The sequence below is a fragment of the Gracilibacillus sp. YIM 98692 genome (assembly GCF_010993965.1).
In the GTDB taxonomy this organism is placed as follows: Bacteria; Bacillota; Bacilli; order Bacillales; family Amphibacillaceae; genus Gracilibacillus.
The window spans coordinates 26,559-45,826 of record NZ_WIXM01000030.1 but is presented as its reverse complement, the minus strand read 5'-3'; the positions used below and the strand labels follow the sequence as shown (position 1 = coordinate 45,826).

The window sequence follows — 19,268 nt, the reverse complement described above, 5'->3', positions numbered from 1 at the left end:
GTCCGGATTTAGGGGGTCAGTGCAGAAGCGTCCTTTGCTTCCGAGGAGGCTGAAGCGTTCCCCACGGAAAGCGAGTGTTTTTCCGCGGCGGGGTTTAGCACTTGCCCTGAACCATATTGTTTATAAACCTCAATTAGTTTACGTCGCAGTTTTGTTCTACTACGACAGTTATGTATAAGAAAAATCATGAAGGATCGGGCGGGTTATATCCAGTTTTTCTTTATGTATCAACCATTGTGTTATATACTGTGGTATTTTCTATTTGGAAATGTAAGCATTTTATTTTTCAATTCTAGTATTTTGTGCCATCATAATATAGAGGATAAACAAAGGAGGAATCTTAATGGTGACGAGTTTACAAGCTACAACTACTCTACATAATGGTGTGAAAATGCCGTGGTTCGGTTTAGGTGTATTTAAAGTAGAGGAAGGACAAGAAGTGCAGAATTCAGTTAAGTGGGCCTTAGAACATGACTATAGAAGCATTGATACGGCAGCAATCTATCAAAATGAGGAAGGTGTAGGGCAAGCAATTAAAGATTCAGGCATTCCTCGAGAAGAAATATTTGTGACATCCAAATTATGGAACGGAAATCAAGGTTATGAGGAGACACTTCAGGCCTTTGATATAACTTTGAATAAATTAGGGTTAGAATATTTAGATTTATATTTAATTCACTGGCCTGTTCCAGAGCTGAATAAATATAAAGAAACATGGAAGGCAATGGAAAAGCTTTATAATGATGGGAAGATCAGAGCCATTGGAGTAAGTAACTTTAAAGAGCACCATTTAGATGATTTGATACAGAATTCAGAAATCGTGCCAATGGTCAATCAAGTAGAGTACCACCCACATCTTACACAAAATAGTCTACATGATTATTGTAAAAAACACGATATTCAACTAGAAGCATGGTCACCATTAAAGCAAGGCGAATTATTAGATAATCCAACGTTAACAGAAATTGCAAATAAATATGATAAGTCTACAGCTCAAGTTATTTTACGATGGGATCTTCAAAACGAAGTGGTGACCATTCCAAAATCAGTAAAGCAACACCGCATTCAAGACAATGCTGCTATTTTTGACTTTGAGTTAAGTGAGGAAGATATGCAGCGTATTAATCAGCTAAATAAGGACGAACGTGTAGGTCCGGATCCTGACACATTTAACAAACAATAAGAAGTATTTTGGAAAAAGCACCTATAATAGGTGCTTTTTTCTATAAAGAATAAAACAGAAAAGTATTAAAAATACTTGCAATCTCTCGTTTATGTGTTATATCGTTGAAGTAGTTTGATAACTTTTAGGGGGAAGTCATCATGGCGTTTGTAATTACAGAACCATGTCAACAAGAAAAAGCAGGGGAATGTACTACTGTATGCCCTGTAGATTGTATCGAGGAAGGAAAGGATCAATTTTATATAGACCCAGATGTTTGCATCGATTGCGGGGCTTGTGTAGCAGTATGCCCAGTGGATGCCATTGAGGAAGAATATGATTTAACACCTGATCAAGAGGTGTATTTGGAAAAGGCAGAAGCATTTTTTGCAGATAAATAAGACGAAAAGCATGTGAGCGATAAGTTAGGCTTACATGCTTTTTCTTATATAAGGTTATGGTCAAACAAGTGTACTTTATTAATAAAAAGTTGACATTGAAACATAATATAAAGATAGGTAATTCAATATATAGTTTGGATTCAAGATATTATATAGTATAATAGTAACAAAATGAAAGAATGGAAAGGGGTGACACAAGTTGGGTATAATCGGTATCCATCACGTTTCAGCCATTACTGCTAATGCACAAAAAAATTATGATTTTTATACAAAAATACTAGGTATGAGATTAGTGAAAAAAACAGTCAATCAAGACGATACGAGTATGTATCATTTATTTTATGCAGATGAGGTTGGAAATCCTGGGACAGATTTAACTTTTTTTGAAATAAAAGGAGCAGGACATACGTACCTGGGAAACCATAGTATTTCCTTTACATCCTTACGTGTACCTAATGACAGTGCGCTTACATATTGGCTGGAGCGATTTGAACAAAATCATGTGGAGCATGATGGAATCATTCAGCAAATGAATCGAAAGGTATTACCGTTTAGAGACCCAGAAGGACAGAGGCTCTTGCTTGTATCGGATGAAAAAAATCAGGGGATTAAACCAGGAATCCCTTGGGATAAAAGTCCTGTACCACAAGAAAAAGCGATTACTGGTTTAGGTCCTGTTCGTTTTACTGTACCAAAATTAGCTCCAACCAAACGAATATTAACAGAAGTGTTAGGATTTCGACATACCGGCGCTTATCATGCTGTAGACGGAGCAGAGGCAGAAGTGCAAGCTTTTGAAGTCGGAAAAGGCGGAACTGGTGGAGAAGTCCATGTAGAAGTACGTGAAAATGCCCCTAAGGAAAGACCAGGTCGTGGAAGTGTACATCACGTAGCCTTTCGAGTAAAGGACCGTGAGGAATTAAAAGCTTGGCGCGATCATATTCGCAAAGAAAGATTGCCGAACTCTGGCCTTGTAGATCGATTTTATTTTGAATCTTTATATTTCCGTGAGCCTAATGGTATCTTAATTGAATTAGCAACAGACGGCCCGGGTTTTTCTACAGATGAAGAGGTGGAACGTTTAGGAGAAGTTATTGCTTTACCACCTTTCCTAGAAGATCAGCGAAATGAAATTGAAGCAAACCTAGATCCAATAGATACAACAAATGAATCACTGTAAGTCCCAAGCCGTGTCAAAATGCTTGGGTTTTTTATTTTATAGGTTGCATAACCCTCCTCAGCAGGAAGACGTAGAATCCAGGTTTTTCTTACCTTATCAGAATTTATACTGTGTTACAGTTGAAGTGAATTCAACGTAGATACCACGATTAGGAAGATAGATAAGAGCTACGTCTCTGACTTCGCTAAAGGCTCGTCAATCGATGAGTTTGCTTTATATGATTATCAAATCAAGAAATGCTATACTGAAGAAAGGTTAGGTAAAGAGGGGGACATGCAAGATGACGTTCAACGCAAAAGCGGTATGTTTAGACATGGACGGGACACTTTTAAACAATCTAAATCAATTAACAAAAGAATCATTAGAAACAATTCAAACGGTGAGACAAAAAGGTGTGCGCGTTTTTATTGTAACAGGCAGGTCTTTAGATGAAGTGTTTGATTCTGCTCCTATTGATATGGAGCTAGACGGTTTTGTAACAGCTAATGGGATGATTACATATATAGATGGAGAAAAAATAGCAGAATACTACCTAACCCCAGCATTTGTGCAACAAATCATCCAATCTGCTAGAGAACATCAAATTTACTATGAGGCACATCCGAACGATGGCCAACGGTTGTCATTGGAAGAGGACTACGCCTACATGTCTACATTAATCAATGGGGATAAACCGGATGATGTCGGTTTACACGAATGGTTAGAACGTGAAGCAGCAATGGCTGGAGATATTGATTGGGTAGAAGAGCTCCCCGATCAAAAATATGCAAAGTTATATTGCTTCCATCCAAATAGAGAGAAAATGGAGAAGTGGATTAAAGTATTAGAAAAAATGAAAAAGCAGCAAGATTTTACGACATCTTCTTCCTCTTATCACAATGTAGAAGTGATGGTAGAAGGGGTTAACAAAGCAACGGGAATAAAAGCATTATTGAATCATTATCAGATTTCCCCTGCTGATACGATGGCGATTGGTGACAGTAATAATGATATTCCAATGATGCAATATATAGGGTATCCTGTAGCAATGAAAAATGCGACAGATAAAATTAAGCAGCTTTCAGTAGAAAAAACATTATATACTAATCATGAAAATGGTGTGCATCATTACTTGGAGTATTATTTAAAAAATCTAAGTAACTAAAAATGAGAAGGGGTTAAAGCATAATAAATGGGCTTTAACCTTTTATTTATTTTTGGAATGGTTTGTGATACAATATTAATAAATATAAACAAAATAAAACAAACAAATGAAAGTGTTTACAAAAGGAGAGGTTATGTATATGGCAAGATACATGTTTGTAATGGAATGCAAGGAAGGAGCAGAAGAAGAGTATAAGAAAAGACATCAAGAAGTACATCCAGAATTATTGGATGCGTTAAAGGAAGTAGGTATTAGCAATTATAGTATATTTATGGATGGCACGAAATTGTATGCGTATATGGAAGTAGACGATTATCATAGAGCGATGAAGGAATTAGAAGGTAACCCTGCCAATCGTAAATGGCAAGCGTTTATGAGTGATATTTTAGCAATGGATGAAAAAGGAGATCCACAGATGTATCTAATTGATCAAGAGGTGTTCCACTTAGACTAGTTGAAAGTGAAGTGCACATTGATTATAGTCATCTAATAGTAGATGTGTTAGAAAATGAAAGTGGGGCAATGCTATGTTAGTTGCAGAAAGACACCAAAGGATTATAGAAGTAGTGAATGAAAAGAAGAGTATTCGTGTTTCAGAACTTGCGAAGCTTTTTTCCGTGACAGATGAAACGATTAGAAGAGACCTCGAAAAATTAGAAAAAGAGCAAAAGTTAGCACGGAGCCATGGCGGTGCAGTAAGTATTGAGTCTACAGAGGATACACCAGAAATATCTTATCAAGAACGTGAAATCATGTATGTAAAAGAAAAAAAAGAAATAGCAAAAGAAGCAGCAAAGCATATAGTGGAGTCTGACAAAATTATTCTAGATGCAAGTACAACAGCATGGTATGTAGCTAAAAATTTACCAAATATCCCGATAACAGTGTTAACCAATTCCGTAAATGTTGTAGTAGAGCTCAGTAAAAAGCATTATATTACAGTCATTTGTACTGGCGGAACCTTGCATCCTAGGTCGTTATCCTATGTTGGACCTTTAACGGAAAGAGCGATAGATAGTTATCATGTTAATAAGGCGTTTTTGTCTTGTAAAGGACTCCATTTTAATCATGGCATTAGTGAATCCAACGAGCAGCAAGCACGAGTGAAACAAAAATTAATGGAAATTGCTGATACTACTTATATTTTAGCAGATCACCATAAGTTTCATGTACAAGCATTTGCACATGTTGGTCCTTTACATAAAGTGGAGAGAGTTATAACGGATAGTGAAGTCTCTCAACAAGATGCAGATACATTACATGAACGAGATATTGAAGTAATTATTGCAAATAAATGATTAATTTAAAACACTAGCCAATAGAGCTAGTGTTTTTTCGACTTCAATTTTCTGATTTGCTAAATTTCCATCTGACAATAACATGCAAGTTTTTCCCCAAGTTGGTTAAGCTATGGGCTGAGACAGGTAACTGTCTATATGCATGCATAAAGGAGGTCATGAAAATGAAGTCAGTAAGAGATATTATGACAGATGATGTCCGCGTTTGTACTCCAGATGACTCTTTACAAGATGCGGCTAGGTTAATGAAAGAAAGAAATGTCGGCGCTATCCCTGTATGTGGTAATAACAAAGAATTATTAGGTATGGTAACAGACCGTGACTTAGCTGTTCGTGGTTATGCAGACAATAAGCAAGCTTCCACTGCGATTAAAGAAGTGATGAGTGACCATCTATATCATGTGGAGCCTAATGCCGATTTGCAACAGGCTAGTAATATTATGGCAGAACATCAAGTACGTCGCCTTCCAGTTGTAGAACAAGGGAAGCTAGTTGGTATTTTAGCATTAGGTGATTTATCCTTAGAGGATATGTCTGATCAAGCAGCAGGGCAAGCTTTAGAGGAAATCTCAGAGCGTCCTGAACTTCATTAAAAAAAATCCCAGAGCTGACAAACAGCTCTGGGGATTATTTCTCTTCTGCCATACGCGCTTGTTTTTCTTCCACTCTTTTAAATGCGTGATAGCAAGTCCCCATGATGATAAAGGAAACAAGACTTCCTCCAAAGAAAATCAAAGTTCCAGGAATTAGCCACAACACGTAAAGTACAGCTATGACGGCAACGATCATCGAAATATTATGTAATGGATGTATCACCATTATAAAAAATGCGTTTTTCCAAATATCACGTAATCGTAAATCATAATGGACAAAAGCAGGAATAACATATAAACAAGTTAACGTAACCAGAATCATAAATAAATAAATAGGGATTTTAAATAAATCTAGGTAAGTTTGTTGATTTAATTGCATAAATTGTACATTTACATAGAAAATATAGCTAAACACAACAAATACCAATCCAATTAAGTTGCTCTTCCAAAAATTTTCTTTAAATGTTTTCCAAAAAGTTGGGAACACTGGAATTTCCGTATTTCCCATAATCCATTTTCGTATCAAGGTAAACATAGCAACAGTAGCGGGAAAAAAGCCTAGAATAACAATACCTAGTAAAGTAAACGCTATCCATAAAATATTAACGTAAGCAAACCTTGTAATCCATTCAGTAGCCCCATACAGCGAATTTCTCACAGTGATCTCTCCTTATATTCATTACTTGTATTTTAACATATTTGAACGAGCATAGAAAAAATCATTGACGATATCATTTGGGCAGATTACTATAGTGTAAATATATAAGCCTAATAATAAAGTTTGGGTGTTTCTGCTTAATAAATCTCTATACTACAGGTGAGAGAAGTTTTGATAAAGCTCCTCCATGTAGCTTGTTTTACTAGGAAGAGAGGAGAATAATGTATGAAATCAACACAACGAGATGTACGAGCATCTTTGCGAAAAGTAGCATTAGGTGGAGAAAAAGCAGATTTGGTCATTAAGAACGGAACTTGGATTAATGTGATGACGAAAGAATTACAAGACAATGACTTTATTGCGATAAAAGATGGTAAAATTGCTTATATCGGTGCTTCTGACCAATGCGTTGGTCCACAGACAAAAGTGGTAGATGCAAAGGGAAAGTATATTTCACCAGGACTGATGGATGGTCATATGCATGTGGAAAGTACCATGCTTTCGGTTACAGAATTTGCAAAAGCAGCATTAATGAAAGGAACAACGTCTGTGTTTATGGACCCGCACGAAATAGCCAATGTGTTAGGAGTAAATGGGGTACGTTTAATGCATGAGGAAGGGAAAGGTTTACCGTTAAAAGTGTACACAACCTATCCTTCCTGTGTTCCGGCAACAGATGGATTAGAAGATGCTGGAGCAAGCCTAACGGTCGAAGATATTGAAGCTGGGTTAAAATGGGACGGTGTTGTTGGATTAGGGGAGGTTATGAATTTTCCAGGGGTTGTTTACAATGATCCAAAAATGATTGGCGAGATTGAAGCAACGATAGAGGAGCGGAAAGCTGTTACTGGTCATTTCCCTGATGGTACGAATGAAATGCTCCAAGCTTATATTGCTTCAGGTGTCGATTCATGCCATGAGACGGTAACGAGAGAGCAAGGATTAGAAAAAGCTCGTCTAGGCATGCACATTATGATTCGAGAAGGGTCTGCATGGCATGATGTAAAAGAAGTGATTAAAATTGTTACGGAAGATGGAATTGACCCAACAAATGTTACGTTAGTCACCGATGATGTTTATCCACAAACATTAGTCGAAAAAGGGCAATTAAATCATGTAGTACGTCGAGCTATTGAAGAAGGTGTGGATCCGGTTGTAGCGATTCAGATGGCGACAATTAATGTAGCACGTTATTATCATATGGATAAAGAAATGGGGAGTATAACACCTGGTAAAAAAGCTGATATTACTATATTTGATGATCTAGAAGAATTAGAACCTTCTACTGTTGTAACAGATGGCACTATTGTTGTGGATAACCAAGCACTCATTTACGATTTTCCAACTTATATTTATCCAGATTACGCAAAAAACACTGTGAAACTAAAACGTTCTGCAGTTCCAGAAAATTTCTTGTTCAAAAAAACTGTGGATAAATCTGTGGATATAAATGGTATAAAGGTAATGGAAAATAGTGCTCGAACAGAAAAAATGTCCGCAACTTTACAAGTTAAAAATGGTATCATTCAGTCGGACTTAGACCAAGATATTATTCAGATTGCATGCATGGACCGCCACCATCAATCTGGACAAGTGTCTCTCGGTTTTGTTCAAGGTTTTCAACTTCAATCCGGAGCTGTTGCTTCCACCGTTGCACATGATAGTCATAATCTACTTGTTATGGGAACTAATGCTGATGATATGGCGTTTGCAGCAAATAAGCTAGCAGATTCTGGAGGAGGTATGATTGTAGTCGATCAAGGTAAAGTATTGGCGCATGTACCAATGCCAATTGCTGGCTTAATGTCTGACAAGCCTTTAGAAGTCGTAGTAAAACAAGTTGAACAGTTAGAAAAAGCCTGGAAACAGCTAGGTTCCCCGATTCATGCTCCATTTATGACTTTTTCTTTGATTGCACTTCCAGTCATACCAGAGGTCAGAATGTCCAACCGTGGATTAGTGGATGTCACCAATTTTGAATTGATAAATGTTTTAAGGTAGGTAAATGCAGATAAATTAAGATGGCTATTGGGTGAGATGTGTCACTTTACTCAATAGCCATTTTTATATGTTTTTTTGTAAGCGGATTTTTTTTATTTTATATAGAGAACTCGTATAATGTTAGTTGGAAGCATAAACAAAGTAAAGGAAGTACAAGTACTTGGTTGGCAACCAGTTCATAACTGGCACGATTATGTAAAGAGATAAATAGACAGGAAAGGGAGAGTGAAATTTATGCAATACCGTCCATTAGGAAAAACTGATATGAATATTAGTGAACTGAGCTTTGGAACATGGGCCATTGGAGGTGCGTGGGGGCAGACAAATGATAAGGAAGCATTAAAAGGTCTAGCCCGCGCAATGGATGCCGGTGTAAATTTCTTTGATACAGCGGATGTATATGGAGGTGGCCATAGTGAAGAATTATTAGCTAAGGCTACCAAAGGCAAAGAAGATAAAATTTATATTGCTTCAAAATTTTGCCGTGCAGGGGACATTCATGACCCCCATACATATTCAGAAGAATCTGTCACTCATTATGTAGAGAATAGCTTAAGGCGTTTGCAGCGTGATCAGTTAGATCTGATCCAAATCCATTGCCCACCGATAGAAATACTTAGAGATGGAGCAGTATTTGAAGTATTGGACAAGCTAAAGCAGCAAGGAAAGATTAGACATTATGGGGTCAGTGTGGAAACGGTAGAGGAAGGGTTACTTTGCATGGAAAATCCAAATGTCGATACATTACAGGTGATCTTTAATATTTTCCGTCAAAAACCAATAACAGAACTTTTTCCTGTAGCAAAAGAAAAGAATGTTGGAATACTTGCTCGAGTCCCTTTGGCAAGCGGTTTATTAACAGGGAAATTTTCTTCCAACCATCAATTTGAAGAAGATGACCACAGAAAGTTTAATCGTAATGGGGAAGCATTTAATGTAGGTGAAACTTTTGCCGGGCTGCCTTTTGAAAAAGGAGTAGAACTAAGCAGCCAATTAGAATGGATTGCAGAAGGCCGTGGAAACATGACACGTGCAGCTTTGAAGTGGATATTAAGTCATGATGCTGTATCTTCAGTGATTCCAGGGTTTAAGACTGTTCAACAAGTAGAGGATAACCTAGCTGCTATAGATACACCTGATTTTTCGAATGAAGAATTAGATAAGTTACGCACTTTTTATCAACAAAATGTACATGACGCGATACGAGGACCGTATTAAAAGGTAAGGTACCTTTCACCTTATGTGTTGTAAAAACACGTCGATTAATGGTTACAATGATTCGTGCATGTGTAAAAGCTCTATCCATGTTATACTTAATGAAGTAATTTAAGAAAGTTGGGTAGAGTACATGCAACGAGGTAGTTTCCAATGGATGAAATCATTAAATAAATCGATTATATTAAATAAAATACGCACAGCAGGATCCATTTCTCGAGCACAAATTGCAAAGGAGACAAAGCTGACACCACCAACCGTAGGAACGATTGTAAAGGAATTGTTGGAACAAGAATTGATTAAAGAAAGTGTGTTAGGGGCATCACAAGGCGGTCGGAAGCCGAAAATGCTTGAACTGAATACGACTGGATTCTACATCATAGGAATCGATGTAGGTCCTAGCAATATTCAATTTATTTTGTCCGATTTATCTGGAAATGTGGTGGATAACTGGCATAAAGCTGTGCATGAGGGGATTGATGAGCGCGCATTTCTTTCCACACTAGAACAAGGTGTTGCTCAATTAATCGATCAAAACAAATCGTTACGCCTTATCGGAATTGGTGTAGCGATGCATGGTGTTGTCGATGCTGCATTAGGTATTTCTGTTTTTGCTCCTAATTTAAATTTGCGCAATATATCCATTAAAGAACATTTAGAAACGACATTTGATATGGATGTAAGAGTCGAAAATGATGCAAAAGCACTTGCTCTAGGAGAAGCTTGGTTTCATGATCAAGTGCCTCAAACAAGCATGATCGCCGTAAATGTTGGAAGAGGAATTGGAGCAGGTCTTGTCATTAATGGCAAGTTATTTAATGGAGAGCATGGCATAGCTGGTGAAATTGGACATATGACGATTGATATTAATGGTAAACTATGCTCCTGTGGAAATGTAGGGTGCTTACAAACTGTTGCTTCCGGCCCTGCCATTGCAGAGCGTGCTCATGAATTAGTGTTGCATGGTGAAAAGACGGTATTAACAGAGTGGGTGACACATGAACCAAAACCTATTACGGCAGAGCTAGTACATCGTGCAGCGGAAACAGGTGATACATTATCTCAGGAAATATTATTCAACGCTGGTATTTACATTGGTGTTGCTTTAACTAATTTGATTCATGTATGTAATCCTTGTCAAATTATTGTGGGAGGCGGCGTATCAAAAGCTGGTGATTTTATTATATCACCAATACGTCAAACGATAAGGGAACGAGTTATTTCCGAAAGGGCACAAGAAACGCCAGTAGTTGTTTCCAAATTAGGTGATTATGGATCTGCTTTAGGCGCTGTAGCATTGATTTTAAGTGAATTATTTGAACCGGAAGTAAAGTAGGGGAATAAAACTCATTACTAAAAAAGAAAAAAACATCGGAGTATATGTCACTCCGATGATTTTTATTATCTTATCCTTTTACCGATCCCATCATACCAGCAACAAAGTGTCTTTGCATTAAAAAGAATACAAGAGCTGTTGGAAGTGTTGCAATAACAATCGCTGTCATAATAACTCCGTAATCAGGAGTGTAACCAGCACCTAAGTTAGATATTAATAATGGTATCGTTTGATTTTCGGGTGATTGTAAGACGACCAATGGCCATAAATAGTTATTCCAACTATTCATAAAAGCGATAATCGCAGCTGCTGCGTACGTCGTTTTCATAGTAGGTAAGTAAATCCGGAAAAAGATTCCTAATTCACTTAGCCCATCAATTCTCCCCGCTTCCACTAATTCTTTCGCAAACATTTTTGTGTTTTGTCTGAAAAAGAAGATAAAGAATGCTGTAATAATTGTTGGTAAAAACGCTGCCGCTAACGTATCTAATCCAATGAACGGAGCATCGGCAGAAATTCGTCCAAATAAACGGTACAATGGAATCATAATGGCTGCAAATGGAATCATCATTGATAATATGAGAATATTAAAGATCATGTCCTTCCCTTTTGAACGATAGATTTCAAATCCATAACCGGCTAAAGAACCAATCAACAATGTCAAGACTGTTGTAATTACCGCGATTAAAAAGGAATTCCATAACGCGATTCCAATTTGAGTGGTTTCTAACAAATTATTTAAATTTTCTATAAAATGCATTCCTGGTGTTAGTTTCCCTCTGGTTACATCAACCGATTTGTTCGTCATACTTACGATCATCCATAAAAATGGGAAAATCGATACTATGGCAGCAGTACTTAAAAATAAATATATAAAAATTCGTTTTATCTTTTTCACTCTCGATCACCGCCCAGCTTAAATTGAATGAAGGAAAGGATAACAACTAAGATCAAAATCACATAGGATACAGTAGCTGCATAACCAAAGTCTGGGGTATATTCAAACGATAAGTTATAAATATACATAGAGATTGTCATGGTGGCATTACCTGGTCCGCCACTTGTAATGTTCATTACTTCATCGAATAATTGGAGAGTACCAATTGTCGACACAATGGATGTAAATAAAATAATAGGTTTTAATAAAGGAATAGTAATGAAGAAAAATTGCTGTACAGGAGAAGCACCGTCAATACGTGCTGCTTCATACATCGATTTATCCACATTCTGTAGAGCAGACAGATAGAAAATCATATTATAGCCAGTCCATCTCCATGTGATTGCAATAATAATTGTTATTTTAGCTAAAAATGGATCCGTTAACCAATTAAGCGGTTCTGAAATAAGGTTGAAGTTTAATAGAAATTCGTTTACTAAACCATCACTTCCGAATAAATATTTGAAAATGACCGCATAAGCAACCAATGACGTAACAGCTGGCAGGAAAATAGCAGTACGGAAAAAACCTCTAAACTTCAATGTAGGATCATTCAATAGTACGGAAAAAATTAAAGCAAGCACGATCATAACAGGCACTTGAATTAATAGATATAAAATAGTGTTCGTTAAGGCTGTAATAAAGGTAGGATCATTGAACAACCTGATATAGTTATCCAATCCCACATATTCTAAATTTGAGCCCATTCCAGACTGTAACGATAATAGAAAAGCTTGAACCATTGGGTAAAAATAAAACAGCCCTATACCAAGCACTGATAATATGATAAATAACCAGCCAATATAGTTCTTTTTGAATCGTTGTACAAATGTACTCTGTTGTTTTGTATAGTGTGAATTGGCTTGACTCATGTTCCTCCTCCTTATTTATAAGACATTCATCTTAACTGTGATGATGGTAAAGAAAGCCCAAGGCAGGGTGCTATCTCATAGTGAGATGAGACTCTTCCCAAGGGCTTTAATTATTAATGTTCGTTTATTTAAATTGGTTTTCAGCTTGTGTCTGAGCATCTGATAGAACATCTTCTAAACTTTTACCATCCAAGTATTGTTGAATCTCAGCTGATAGAATATCTTCAATTCCATAAGTGTTCATACCATAATCAACTTGTGGTATCTCTTCCATCCATTGAGAGAAGTCATACACTACTTGCTGGCCATTAAAGAATTCGTTTTCAAATTGGTAAGCATCGCCTTCAGATGCAGGTTTGAATGTACCGATTGCACCTACTTCTTGAACTAGATCTTGATAGAATTCTACATTTGAACCAAAAGTCTCTCCTAGAAACTCAGCCGCAGCCTCTTTACCGTCAATGTTTAATACGTAGAATGAACTACCACCTTGGTTTGATGCATTTGCCGCACCTTCCATATCTAGCCGTGGTGTTGGAGCTACTCTCCAAAGGCCTGCTTGAGATTCTTCTGCTTCCACACTAGGACCGATCCAGTTTCCAGCAGGAACAGACGCAACATCTCCACTGTTGAATGCCGCTAAATATTGACTCCAATCAGAGCTTAATTTTACTAAATCATTTTCCATTAATTCTTTATAGTTTTCTAGAGCCATTTGCAATGGTTCGTTTCCTTCCAGTTGGATCGTACCATCTTCAGATGTGTACCATGTACCTGTTGTTTGCATCATAACACGTAAAATTCCTAAGTCATTTGGATCTAAAGAGAGCATGGCTTGACCCGTTTGCTCTTTGACATCTTTTGCAATCTCTACATATTCAGACCATGTAATATTTACTAAATCATCATGTGTATATCCTGCTTCTTCAAGGTAATCTGTTCGGTAGAAAAATCCAGTTACTCCAGTATCGAATGGAAGACCATATTGTTCTCCATCAAAGCTTGTGGGTGCTAACTTATAGTCAGCAAAGTCTTCAGGATTAAAATAGTCTCCTATAGCATAAAAGGCATCTGGGTAAGATTGTAAAAAGCTTTGAGCACGTTGATCTTCAATTAATACAATGTTTGGCATCCCTTTCATTGTTCCAGAGCTTAAACCAGTGTTAAGTCGTTGTACGATATCATCTTGAGCATTTTCGATAATTTCCATTTCAAAGTTTTCGTTATCATAATGTTCTTTTGCAAGGTTTAATGCTGCAATATTAAAATTTGGATCCCAAGCCCAAGCAGTAATTTGTGATCCATCATCACCATTATCTTCCTCTTCAGCATTGCCTGAACCGTCATCTCCACCAGAACATGCAGCCAACACTATTGCTGTTAAAAGCGCTATCATTAATAACCAAAAATTTTTCCTCAATTGAAAAACCCCCTACTTTTTTTGTGTGTTGGAATCGCTTTCAACACTGTAATCAAATTGTAACAAAAAAAACTAAAGACCTCTTGGACGATCTTTAGTAAAAAATGAAACTATTTTTAGAATAAACAATTTATAATTTTATTATTTATTATTTTTTTTAGGTTTGGTAATTTTTTTAGGTGGTAATAGATCACTAAGGTGTCGTTATTCATAGACAGGCAGTTTTACCATAACTTTTGTTCCTTTCAATGGCTCGCTGTCTATTTTGACGCCATAATCTTTACCATACAGTAATTGAATTCTTTCATGGACATTTTTTACACCAATACCACTGAATAACTGTCTTTTTTCCTTCGTTTTGATTGTTTTGTCATCTAATTGGTCTGGTGCCAGGCCATCTCCATTATCAATGATCTCACAAATAAGATAGTTGTCTTTTTGTGCAATTAATATCTGTATAAAACCAGCTTTTTTCTTTGTAAAAGCATGGAAAAAGGCATTCTCAATAAAAGGTTGAAGTACAAGCTTAGGTAAATAGAGAGGCAAACAGTCAGGTGAGATTAAATAATTCACTTTAATTCGATCGCCATATCTCGCTTGATTAATTTGTACATAATTTTTTAAGTTTTCTAGTTCTTGTTCGACAGTTATCGTTTCTTCTACATTACTTAATGAATTTTGTATTAATGAAATAAAAGAATCAATGGTATCAGAAGCTATTTCCTTTTTCTCTTGTCTTATCATGAATTTAATCGATGCTAATGTATTATATATAAAATGAGGATTAATTTGATGTTGTAATGCATCTAACTCTGCTTTTCTTTGTTTTTCTTGTGTGTTTAACAAAATTTGAACATAATCCTGCATTTCATTTAACATATAATTAAATGCCTTTGCAATTTTTCTTGTTTCATACCCTCCCGTTTCCTTTAATGGCTTATTAAATTGATACCTCGCCATATCTGAAATTTGATGAACAAGTTTACTAATGGATACAGTCATTTTTCGTAATATTAAAAAGGTGGCAAGTACTGCCAAAATGACAATGCCAATACTAATAAATACAATTTCGCTAGTATCAATTACATTATCTGCGACTATTTCTCGGTTGATTAGATTAACAAGGTAGATATCCAAACTAGGCAAATACTCTGAAAGGAGAATGTAGTTTTGTCCAAAAACATCGACATTACGATATTCTAATTCTTCATCTTCGAAACTTTGAGCATAGCTTAGTAATTCTGAAGAATTTCCACCAACTAATTCTTCTTGGTTACTAGAGATAATCTTGCCGTTTGGTGTCAATAACAATACATTATTACCTGCACTAGTGTAACTTTCATAAAACTTTTTCAGGTCTTTTTCTGTTAGCGAAAAAAATAAATAACCGTATATAAAGTCCGATTGTAATTTTAATGCTTTAGAAGCGATAATCATGGGCACACCATTGGTCACTTCTGATTCTTCAAATTGATAGACAATATCATTTGAACTTTCTTCCATTCTTCGGATCATTTCATGATTGGCTAACTTTTCCCCATCCACTGGCCACTTAATATAATTCATATTAAAAATTTCATTGTTTTTGCTCATCACAATCATGTTGGCATCGTTTGGATCTACTTCTGCGTATATTCGTTCCATTTCGTCGTTCATGTGATAATAATAAATGGACTTTTCTATGTTGGTTTTATGTTCTTCTTGAAGCAATTGTTTCATAGTTCCATTAGTATCTACCTCTAGGGATGCGGAGACAATAGAATCGCTAAATGTGTTAAATCTTTCTGTTATTTGGTTCATAATTTTTGAATTAGTAATGCTGAATGTATCCATAAATAAATTGCTCGACATTCGAATACTGCTATAAGTAATCAACAAAGAAACCGCTATAATACTAACCACCATAACTAAAAAGATCTTAATAAATAAATTGTTAGTTTGAATGATATTGATTAGCTTTTTCATTATAAATGCCTCATGTTTGTTGTCTTGTTTTCTCTACGAAAAGTACTAGGTGATTTAGTTGTCATCTTTTTAAACACTTTCGTAAAATAACTTGGATCAGAATAACCTACAGCTTCACTAATAGTAGAGATAGACATATCAGTAGATTTCAACATTTTCATTGCATTTTTTATACGAACATGATTTAAATACTCACTAAACCCTTCTTCATGATGTTTACTGAAATAACTGGATAGATAAGATGGATTAAAATGAAAGTGATTAGCTAAGGTTTGTAAAGACAAATGGTCATTGTAATGCTCTTCTATATAATCTAAAAGGCGTTGAATATTTGAAGTCGTTTCGATGTTTGAAGGTAAAACCATATTTTCTACTTTTTCCATAAAATGATCAAAAATAGAAACGGCCTCTCTCACATGAAACGCCTCATTAATATCAGAAAAATAGGTGTATTTTTCAGCTTCAAGCGCTTGAATATCGTATTTCATATTTCCAAGCAAAACGATAATGTTGAACATGATATTTTCAAGCCAGGATTTAAATTCAAATACGTCTGTCTCGTATTGATTAGAAAGTAATCCAATATGTTCATTCAAATATATAAATGCTTCTTGAAATTGTTTTCGCTTAAACAAATAAATCATATGATTTAAGTCAAATTCAATTTTTATTTCCCTTAAAGCAGGTAAGTCATCATAAGGGAGAAAGTTCGAATTTGGTAAATAGAAATGGTATTGCTTCATTTTGATATGGTCATTTTCATGCACTTTTTTTAGTTCATCAATCGAATAAAACGGTTTGCTTAATATCCATTTTATATGCAATTTATTATCTATTGTCTGTTTAGATAATGATTGAATAACCTCTTTCACTTTCCGTAAATTTTTTTCGGTGACATTAACCAGTAAGACAATACTATTTTCTTTAATAGGAATTTCATGACACAATATATTCTGTACATGGTCATTCAGCACATTTACTATCATTTTTTTAGATAATGATATCTCCTTATCCTTTTTCCAAAACATTTCAATTAAATTGAAGGAATCGTATGGGAAATGTTTACGAGCTAAATCCATATCACGAATCGATTGATATCCTTCTAATATCTTTTTTAATCCTTCTTCAACCGAAGGTTTACTTATGTCTTTACTACTTGATTTCGTTTGTTTTTGCGTAACCCGTCGTAAGGTTTGTATTAATTCATCCGTGTTTAACTTCGGTTTTAGAATATAATCTGCCACTCCACTTTGAAAGGTCTGTCTAACATAGTCAAAATCTTCAAAGCTGCTCAGAACAATAATTTCTGTATCAGGATATTCATCTTTAACATACTTGACTAATTCAATGCCATCCATTCCTGGCATGACTATATCTGTTATCATGATTTGAGGTTGGTATGTCTCCATTAAATGTATGGCTTCTTCTCCATTAGAAGCTTCCCCTATTATTTTATAACCTTCACTTTCCCATTCTATATAATTAATTATCCCTTGCCGAATTAGCATTTCATCATCAACAATCAGAACTTTATAAAAATCTTCCATTGGTAAAACAGCCCTCCTTATTATGGCGAATAATGTATATTAGATCTATGTAACTGGTTCTTTTTCATAATCTTTGTGCTTTTACCACACAGTAGAACAAAACTGCGACATAAGTCTTAAAAAAGCTCTGAAGACCGCTCCAGAAATATACTTCGCTTTCCGCAGCGACGATTAAGCACACATCTTTAAACGAGTGGGAGGAAAATATTTATAAGTTACTGCGCAGTTTATGGATTTTCTGCAATTAGGTTATTATAAAAATGTAATAATATTTTAGAATACAACTTTTATTGTATATCATAACAAACAATTAATGATGGATCGATAATAGATCTCTTGGTTGGTTCCAAAGTTGTCCTATTTTCCTGTATAGGAAAATATAAATTGTCAGCAAGGAAGCAATCTCAGCGTAATGGACAATTTTAGGAATATAGAGTAAGAGCAACTACGGCTCTGCTGTCGCCAAAAGGTTCGGGAATTGCCGAGCTTTCTTTATCATATTATAATCCAATATAATAGAATCAATATATAAATTCTTAACAAAAAGGGCTGTTTAGATTGGATGAGAAAAAGCGTTATACTTTTTCCTTACCAGAGAATCCGTTACCGCTGTATATTGAAAGTATTGGCTATAATCCATATGAGCAAGACTTTAATCGAAAAGAAGGCTATCCCTATTTTCACTGGTTACATACAGTAAGAGGGAAGGGAGTGATAGAATTATCCAATCACTCCTTTTCATTAACACCTGGAAAAGGAATATTGTTAGCACCTTATACACCGCATAGCTACTATTCAGACCATGAAGCCAAGGAAGATTGGGAGACCTATTATATTACCTTTACTGGTGCAGCAATTGATCCCATTTTAAATGCATTAGATATGAATTATTCAGCTGTATATGAAGAAACGGATAACATATCATTCTCTTCTCATATGGAGAAAATGATTACTAAGCTAGGTAATGACACAGATCCTCATCATTTATCACATGAGATTTCATCCGATTTATATCAATTCTTAATGCATTTAAAAAAAGATGGACAAATGAATAATAAGCTTTCTGTCTTACAATCTTTTGAAAAGATTAGATCGATTGTCGAATGGTTAGAGCAAGTATATCCACAAGACATTGGATTATTAGAGATGTCTAAGAAGGCACAAGTAAGTGCCCAACATCTAAATACCATGTTCCATGATACTTTTAACATTAGTCCTTACTCCTTTCTTGTCCAATTGCGAATTCGAGAAGCGAAAAGAATTTTAATGACAACTCCTGATTTATCATTAAAGGAAATTGCGAAACAAGTAGGATTTAACAATGTCAGTCATTTTGTGACAACTTTTAGAAAGCGAGAAGGTATTACACCAAGCACATATCGGAACCTGCATCATTTATCACGGTGAACAATTGTCCGTAAGTCCCTACTGATGGAAGTTTCTCTTTATAGATGCAGGTTTTGTTTTTTGAAAGTGGGATAGAATAATTTGATATATAAAATAAATGGTCATCACTTTATAATAAGAATTACATAAATA

17 protein-coding genes are annotated in these 19,268 nt (G+C 35.6%); 11 read left to right on the top strand and 6 right to left on the bottom strand.

Features of this window, described 5'->3' with window-relative positions:
• Positions 1-343 precede the first annotated feature (343 nt).
• The 7 genes from GHD00_RS17540 (at position 344) to GHD00_RS17510 (ending at position 5,778) form a co-directional block, all read left to right on the top strand.
• On the top strand, positions 344-1,183 hold the full coding sequence (locus tag GHD00_RS17540) for an aldo/keto reductase (RefSeq protein WP_163539505.1): 840 nt from the start codon (positions 344-346) through the stop codon (positions 1,181-1,183).
• Positions 1,184-1,323: 140 nt separating this feature from the next.
• Complete coding sequence (locus GHD00_RS17535) at positions 1,324-1,563, top strand: DUF362 domain-containing protein (RefSeq protein WP_163539504.1); 240 nt, start codon at positions 1,324-1,326, stop codon at positions 1,561-1,563.
• 199 nt (positions 1,564-1,762) lie between these two features.
• Complete coding sequence (locus tag GHD00_RS17530; protein ID WP_163539503.1) at positions 1,763-2,743, top strand: ring-cleaving dioxygenase; 981 nt, start codon at positions 1,763-1,765, stop codon at positions 2,741-2,743.
• Between the two features lie 280 nt (positions 2,744-3,023).
• Entirely contained in the window at positions 3,024-3,887 is an 864-nt protein-coding gene (locus GHD00_RS17525) for an HAD family hydrolase (protein WP_163539502.1), read from the top strand.
• A gap of 139 nt (positions 3,888-4,026) precedes the next feature.
• Positions 4,027-4,341: an L-rhamnose mutarotase gene (locus GHD00_RS17520; RefSeq protein ID WP_163539501.1), complete on the top strand. Its 315-nt coding sequence runs from the start codon at positions 4,027-4,029 to the stop codon at positions 4,339-4,341.
• A 73-nt stretch (positions 4,342-4,414) separates the two neighbouring features.
• Positions 4,415-5,185 (top strand): DeoR/GlpR family DNA-binding transcription regulator, encoded by a 771-nt coding sequence (locus tag GHD00_RS17515; RefSeq protein ID WP_163539500.1) that lies wholly within the window; start codon positions 4,415-4,417, stop codon positions 5,183-5,185.
• A 164-nt stretch (positions 5,186-5,349) separates the two neighbouring features.
• Positions 5,350-5,778 (top strand): CBS domain-containing protein, encoded by a 429-nt coding sequence (locus tag GHD00_RS17510; RefSeq protein WP_163539499.1) that lies wholly within the window; start codon positions 5,350-5,352, stop codon positions 5,776-5,778.
• A gap of 34 nt (positions 5,779-5,812) precedes the next feature.
• Here GHD00_RS17510 and GHD00_RS17505 read toward each other — a convergent pair whose 3' ends face one another.
• Positions 5,813-6,436: a YesL family protein gene (locus tag GHD00_RS17505; protein WP_163539498.1), complete on the bottom strand. Its 624-nt coding sequence runs from the start codon at positions 6,434-6,436 to the stop codon at positions 5,813-5,815.
• A gap of 225 nt (positions 6,437-6,661) precedes the next feature.
• Here GHD00_RS17505 and ade point away from each other — a divergent pair, with 225 nt between their 5' ends.
• The 3 genes from ade to GHD00_RS17490 all read left to right on the top strand — a co-directional run bounded on the left by ade (position 6,662) and on the right by GHD00_RS17490 (position 10,988).
• Positions 6,662-8,437 carry an adenine deaminase gene (ade, locus tag GHD00_RS17500; RefSeq protein WP_163539497.1) on the top strand — a complete coding sequence of 592 codons (1,776 nt, stop codon included), beginning with the start codon at positions 6,662-6,664 and terminating at the stop codon, positions 8,435-8,437.
• Between the two features lie 234 nt (positions 8,438-8,671).
• Complete coding sequence (locus GHD00_RS17495; protein WP_163539510.1) at positions 8,672-9,655, top strand: aldo/keto reductase; 984 nt, start codon at positions 8,672-8,674, stop codon at positions 9,653-9,655.
• Between the two features lie 130 nt (positions 9,656-9,785).
• A complete protein-coding gene (locus GHD00_RS17490; RefSeq protein ID WP_163539496.1) occupies positions 9,786-10,988 on the top strand; it encodes an ROK family transcriptional regulator in 1,203 nt (400 codons plus the stop codon).
• 70 nt (positions 10,989-11,058) lie between these two features.
• Here GHD00_RS17490 and GHD00_RS17485 read toward each other — a convergent pair whose 3' ends face one another.
• From GHD00_RS17485 to GHD00_RS17465, 5 genes are all read right to left on the bottom strand, one after another.
• Positions 11,059-11,886: a carbohydrate ABC transporter permease gene (locus tag GHD00_RS17485; RefSeq protein ID WP_163539495.1), complete on the bottom strand. Its 828-nt coding sequence runs from the start codon at positions 11,884-11,886 to the stop codon at positions 11,059-11,061.
• Entirely contained in the window at positions 11,883-12,797 is a 915-nt protein-coding gene (locus GHD00_RS17480; protein WP_163539494.1) for a carbohydrate ABC transporter permease, read from the bottom strand. The genes GHD00_RS17485 and GHD00_RS17480 overlap by 4 nt, the downstream gene beginning before the upstream one ends.
• Before the next feature lie 124 nt (positions 12,798-12,921).
• A complete protein-coding gene (locus GHD00_RS17475; RefSeq protein WP_163539509.1) occupies positions 12,922-14,193 on the bottom strand; it encodes an ABC transporter substrate-binding protein in 1,272 nt (423 codons plus the stop codon).
• 228 nt (positions 14,194-14,421) lie between these two features.
• The gene (locus GHD00_RS17470) at positions 14,422-16,182 is read right to left on the bottom strand and encodes a sensor histidine kinase (protein WP_163539493.1); all 1,761 of its coding nucleotides are present in this window, start codon (positions 16,180-16,182) and stop codon (positions 14,422-14,424) included.
• Positions 16,182-17,729 carry a response regulator transcription factor gene (locus tag GHD00_RS17465; RefSeq protein WP_163539492.1) on the bottom strand — a complete coding sequence of 516 codons (1,548 nt, stop codon included), beginning with the start codon at positions 17,727-17,729 and terminating at the stop codon, positions 16,182-16,184. Before GHD00_RS17465 ends, GHD00_RS17470 begins: the two co-directional genes overlap by 1 nt.
• A gap of 558 nt (positions 17,730-18,287) precedes the next feature.
• On the opposite strand from GHD00_RS17465, the gene GHD00_RS17460 reads away from it, so the two are divergent.
• A complete protein-coding gene (locus GHD00_RS17460) occupies positions 18,288-19,136 on the top strand; it encodes a helix-turn-helix domain-containing protein (RefSeq protein WP_163539491.1) in 849 nt (282 codons plus the stop codon).
• Positions 19,137-19,268: the final 132 nt, after the last annotated feature.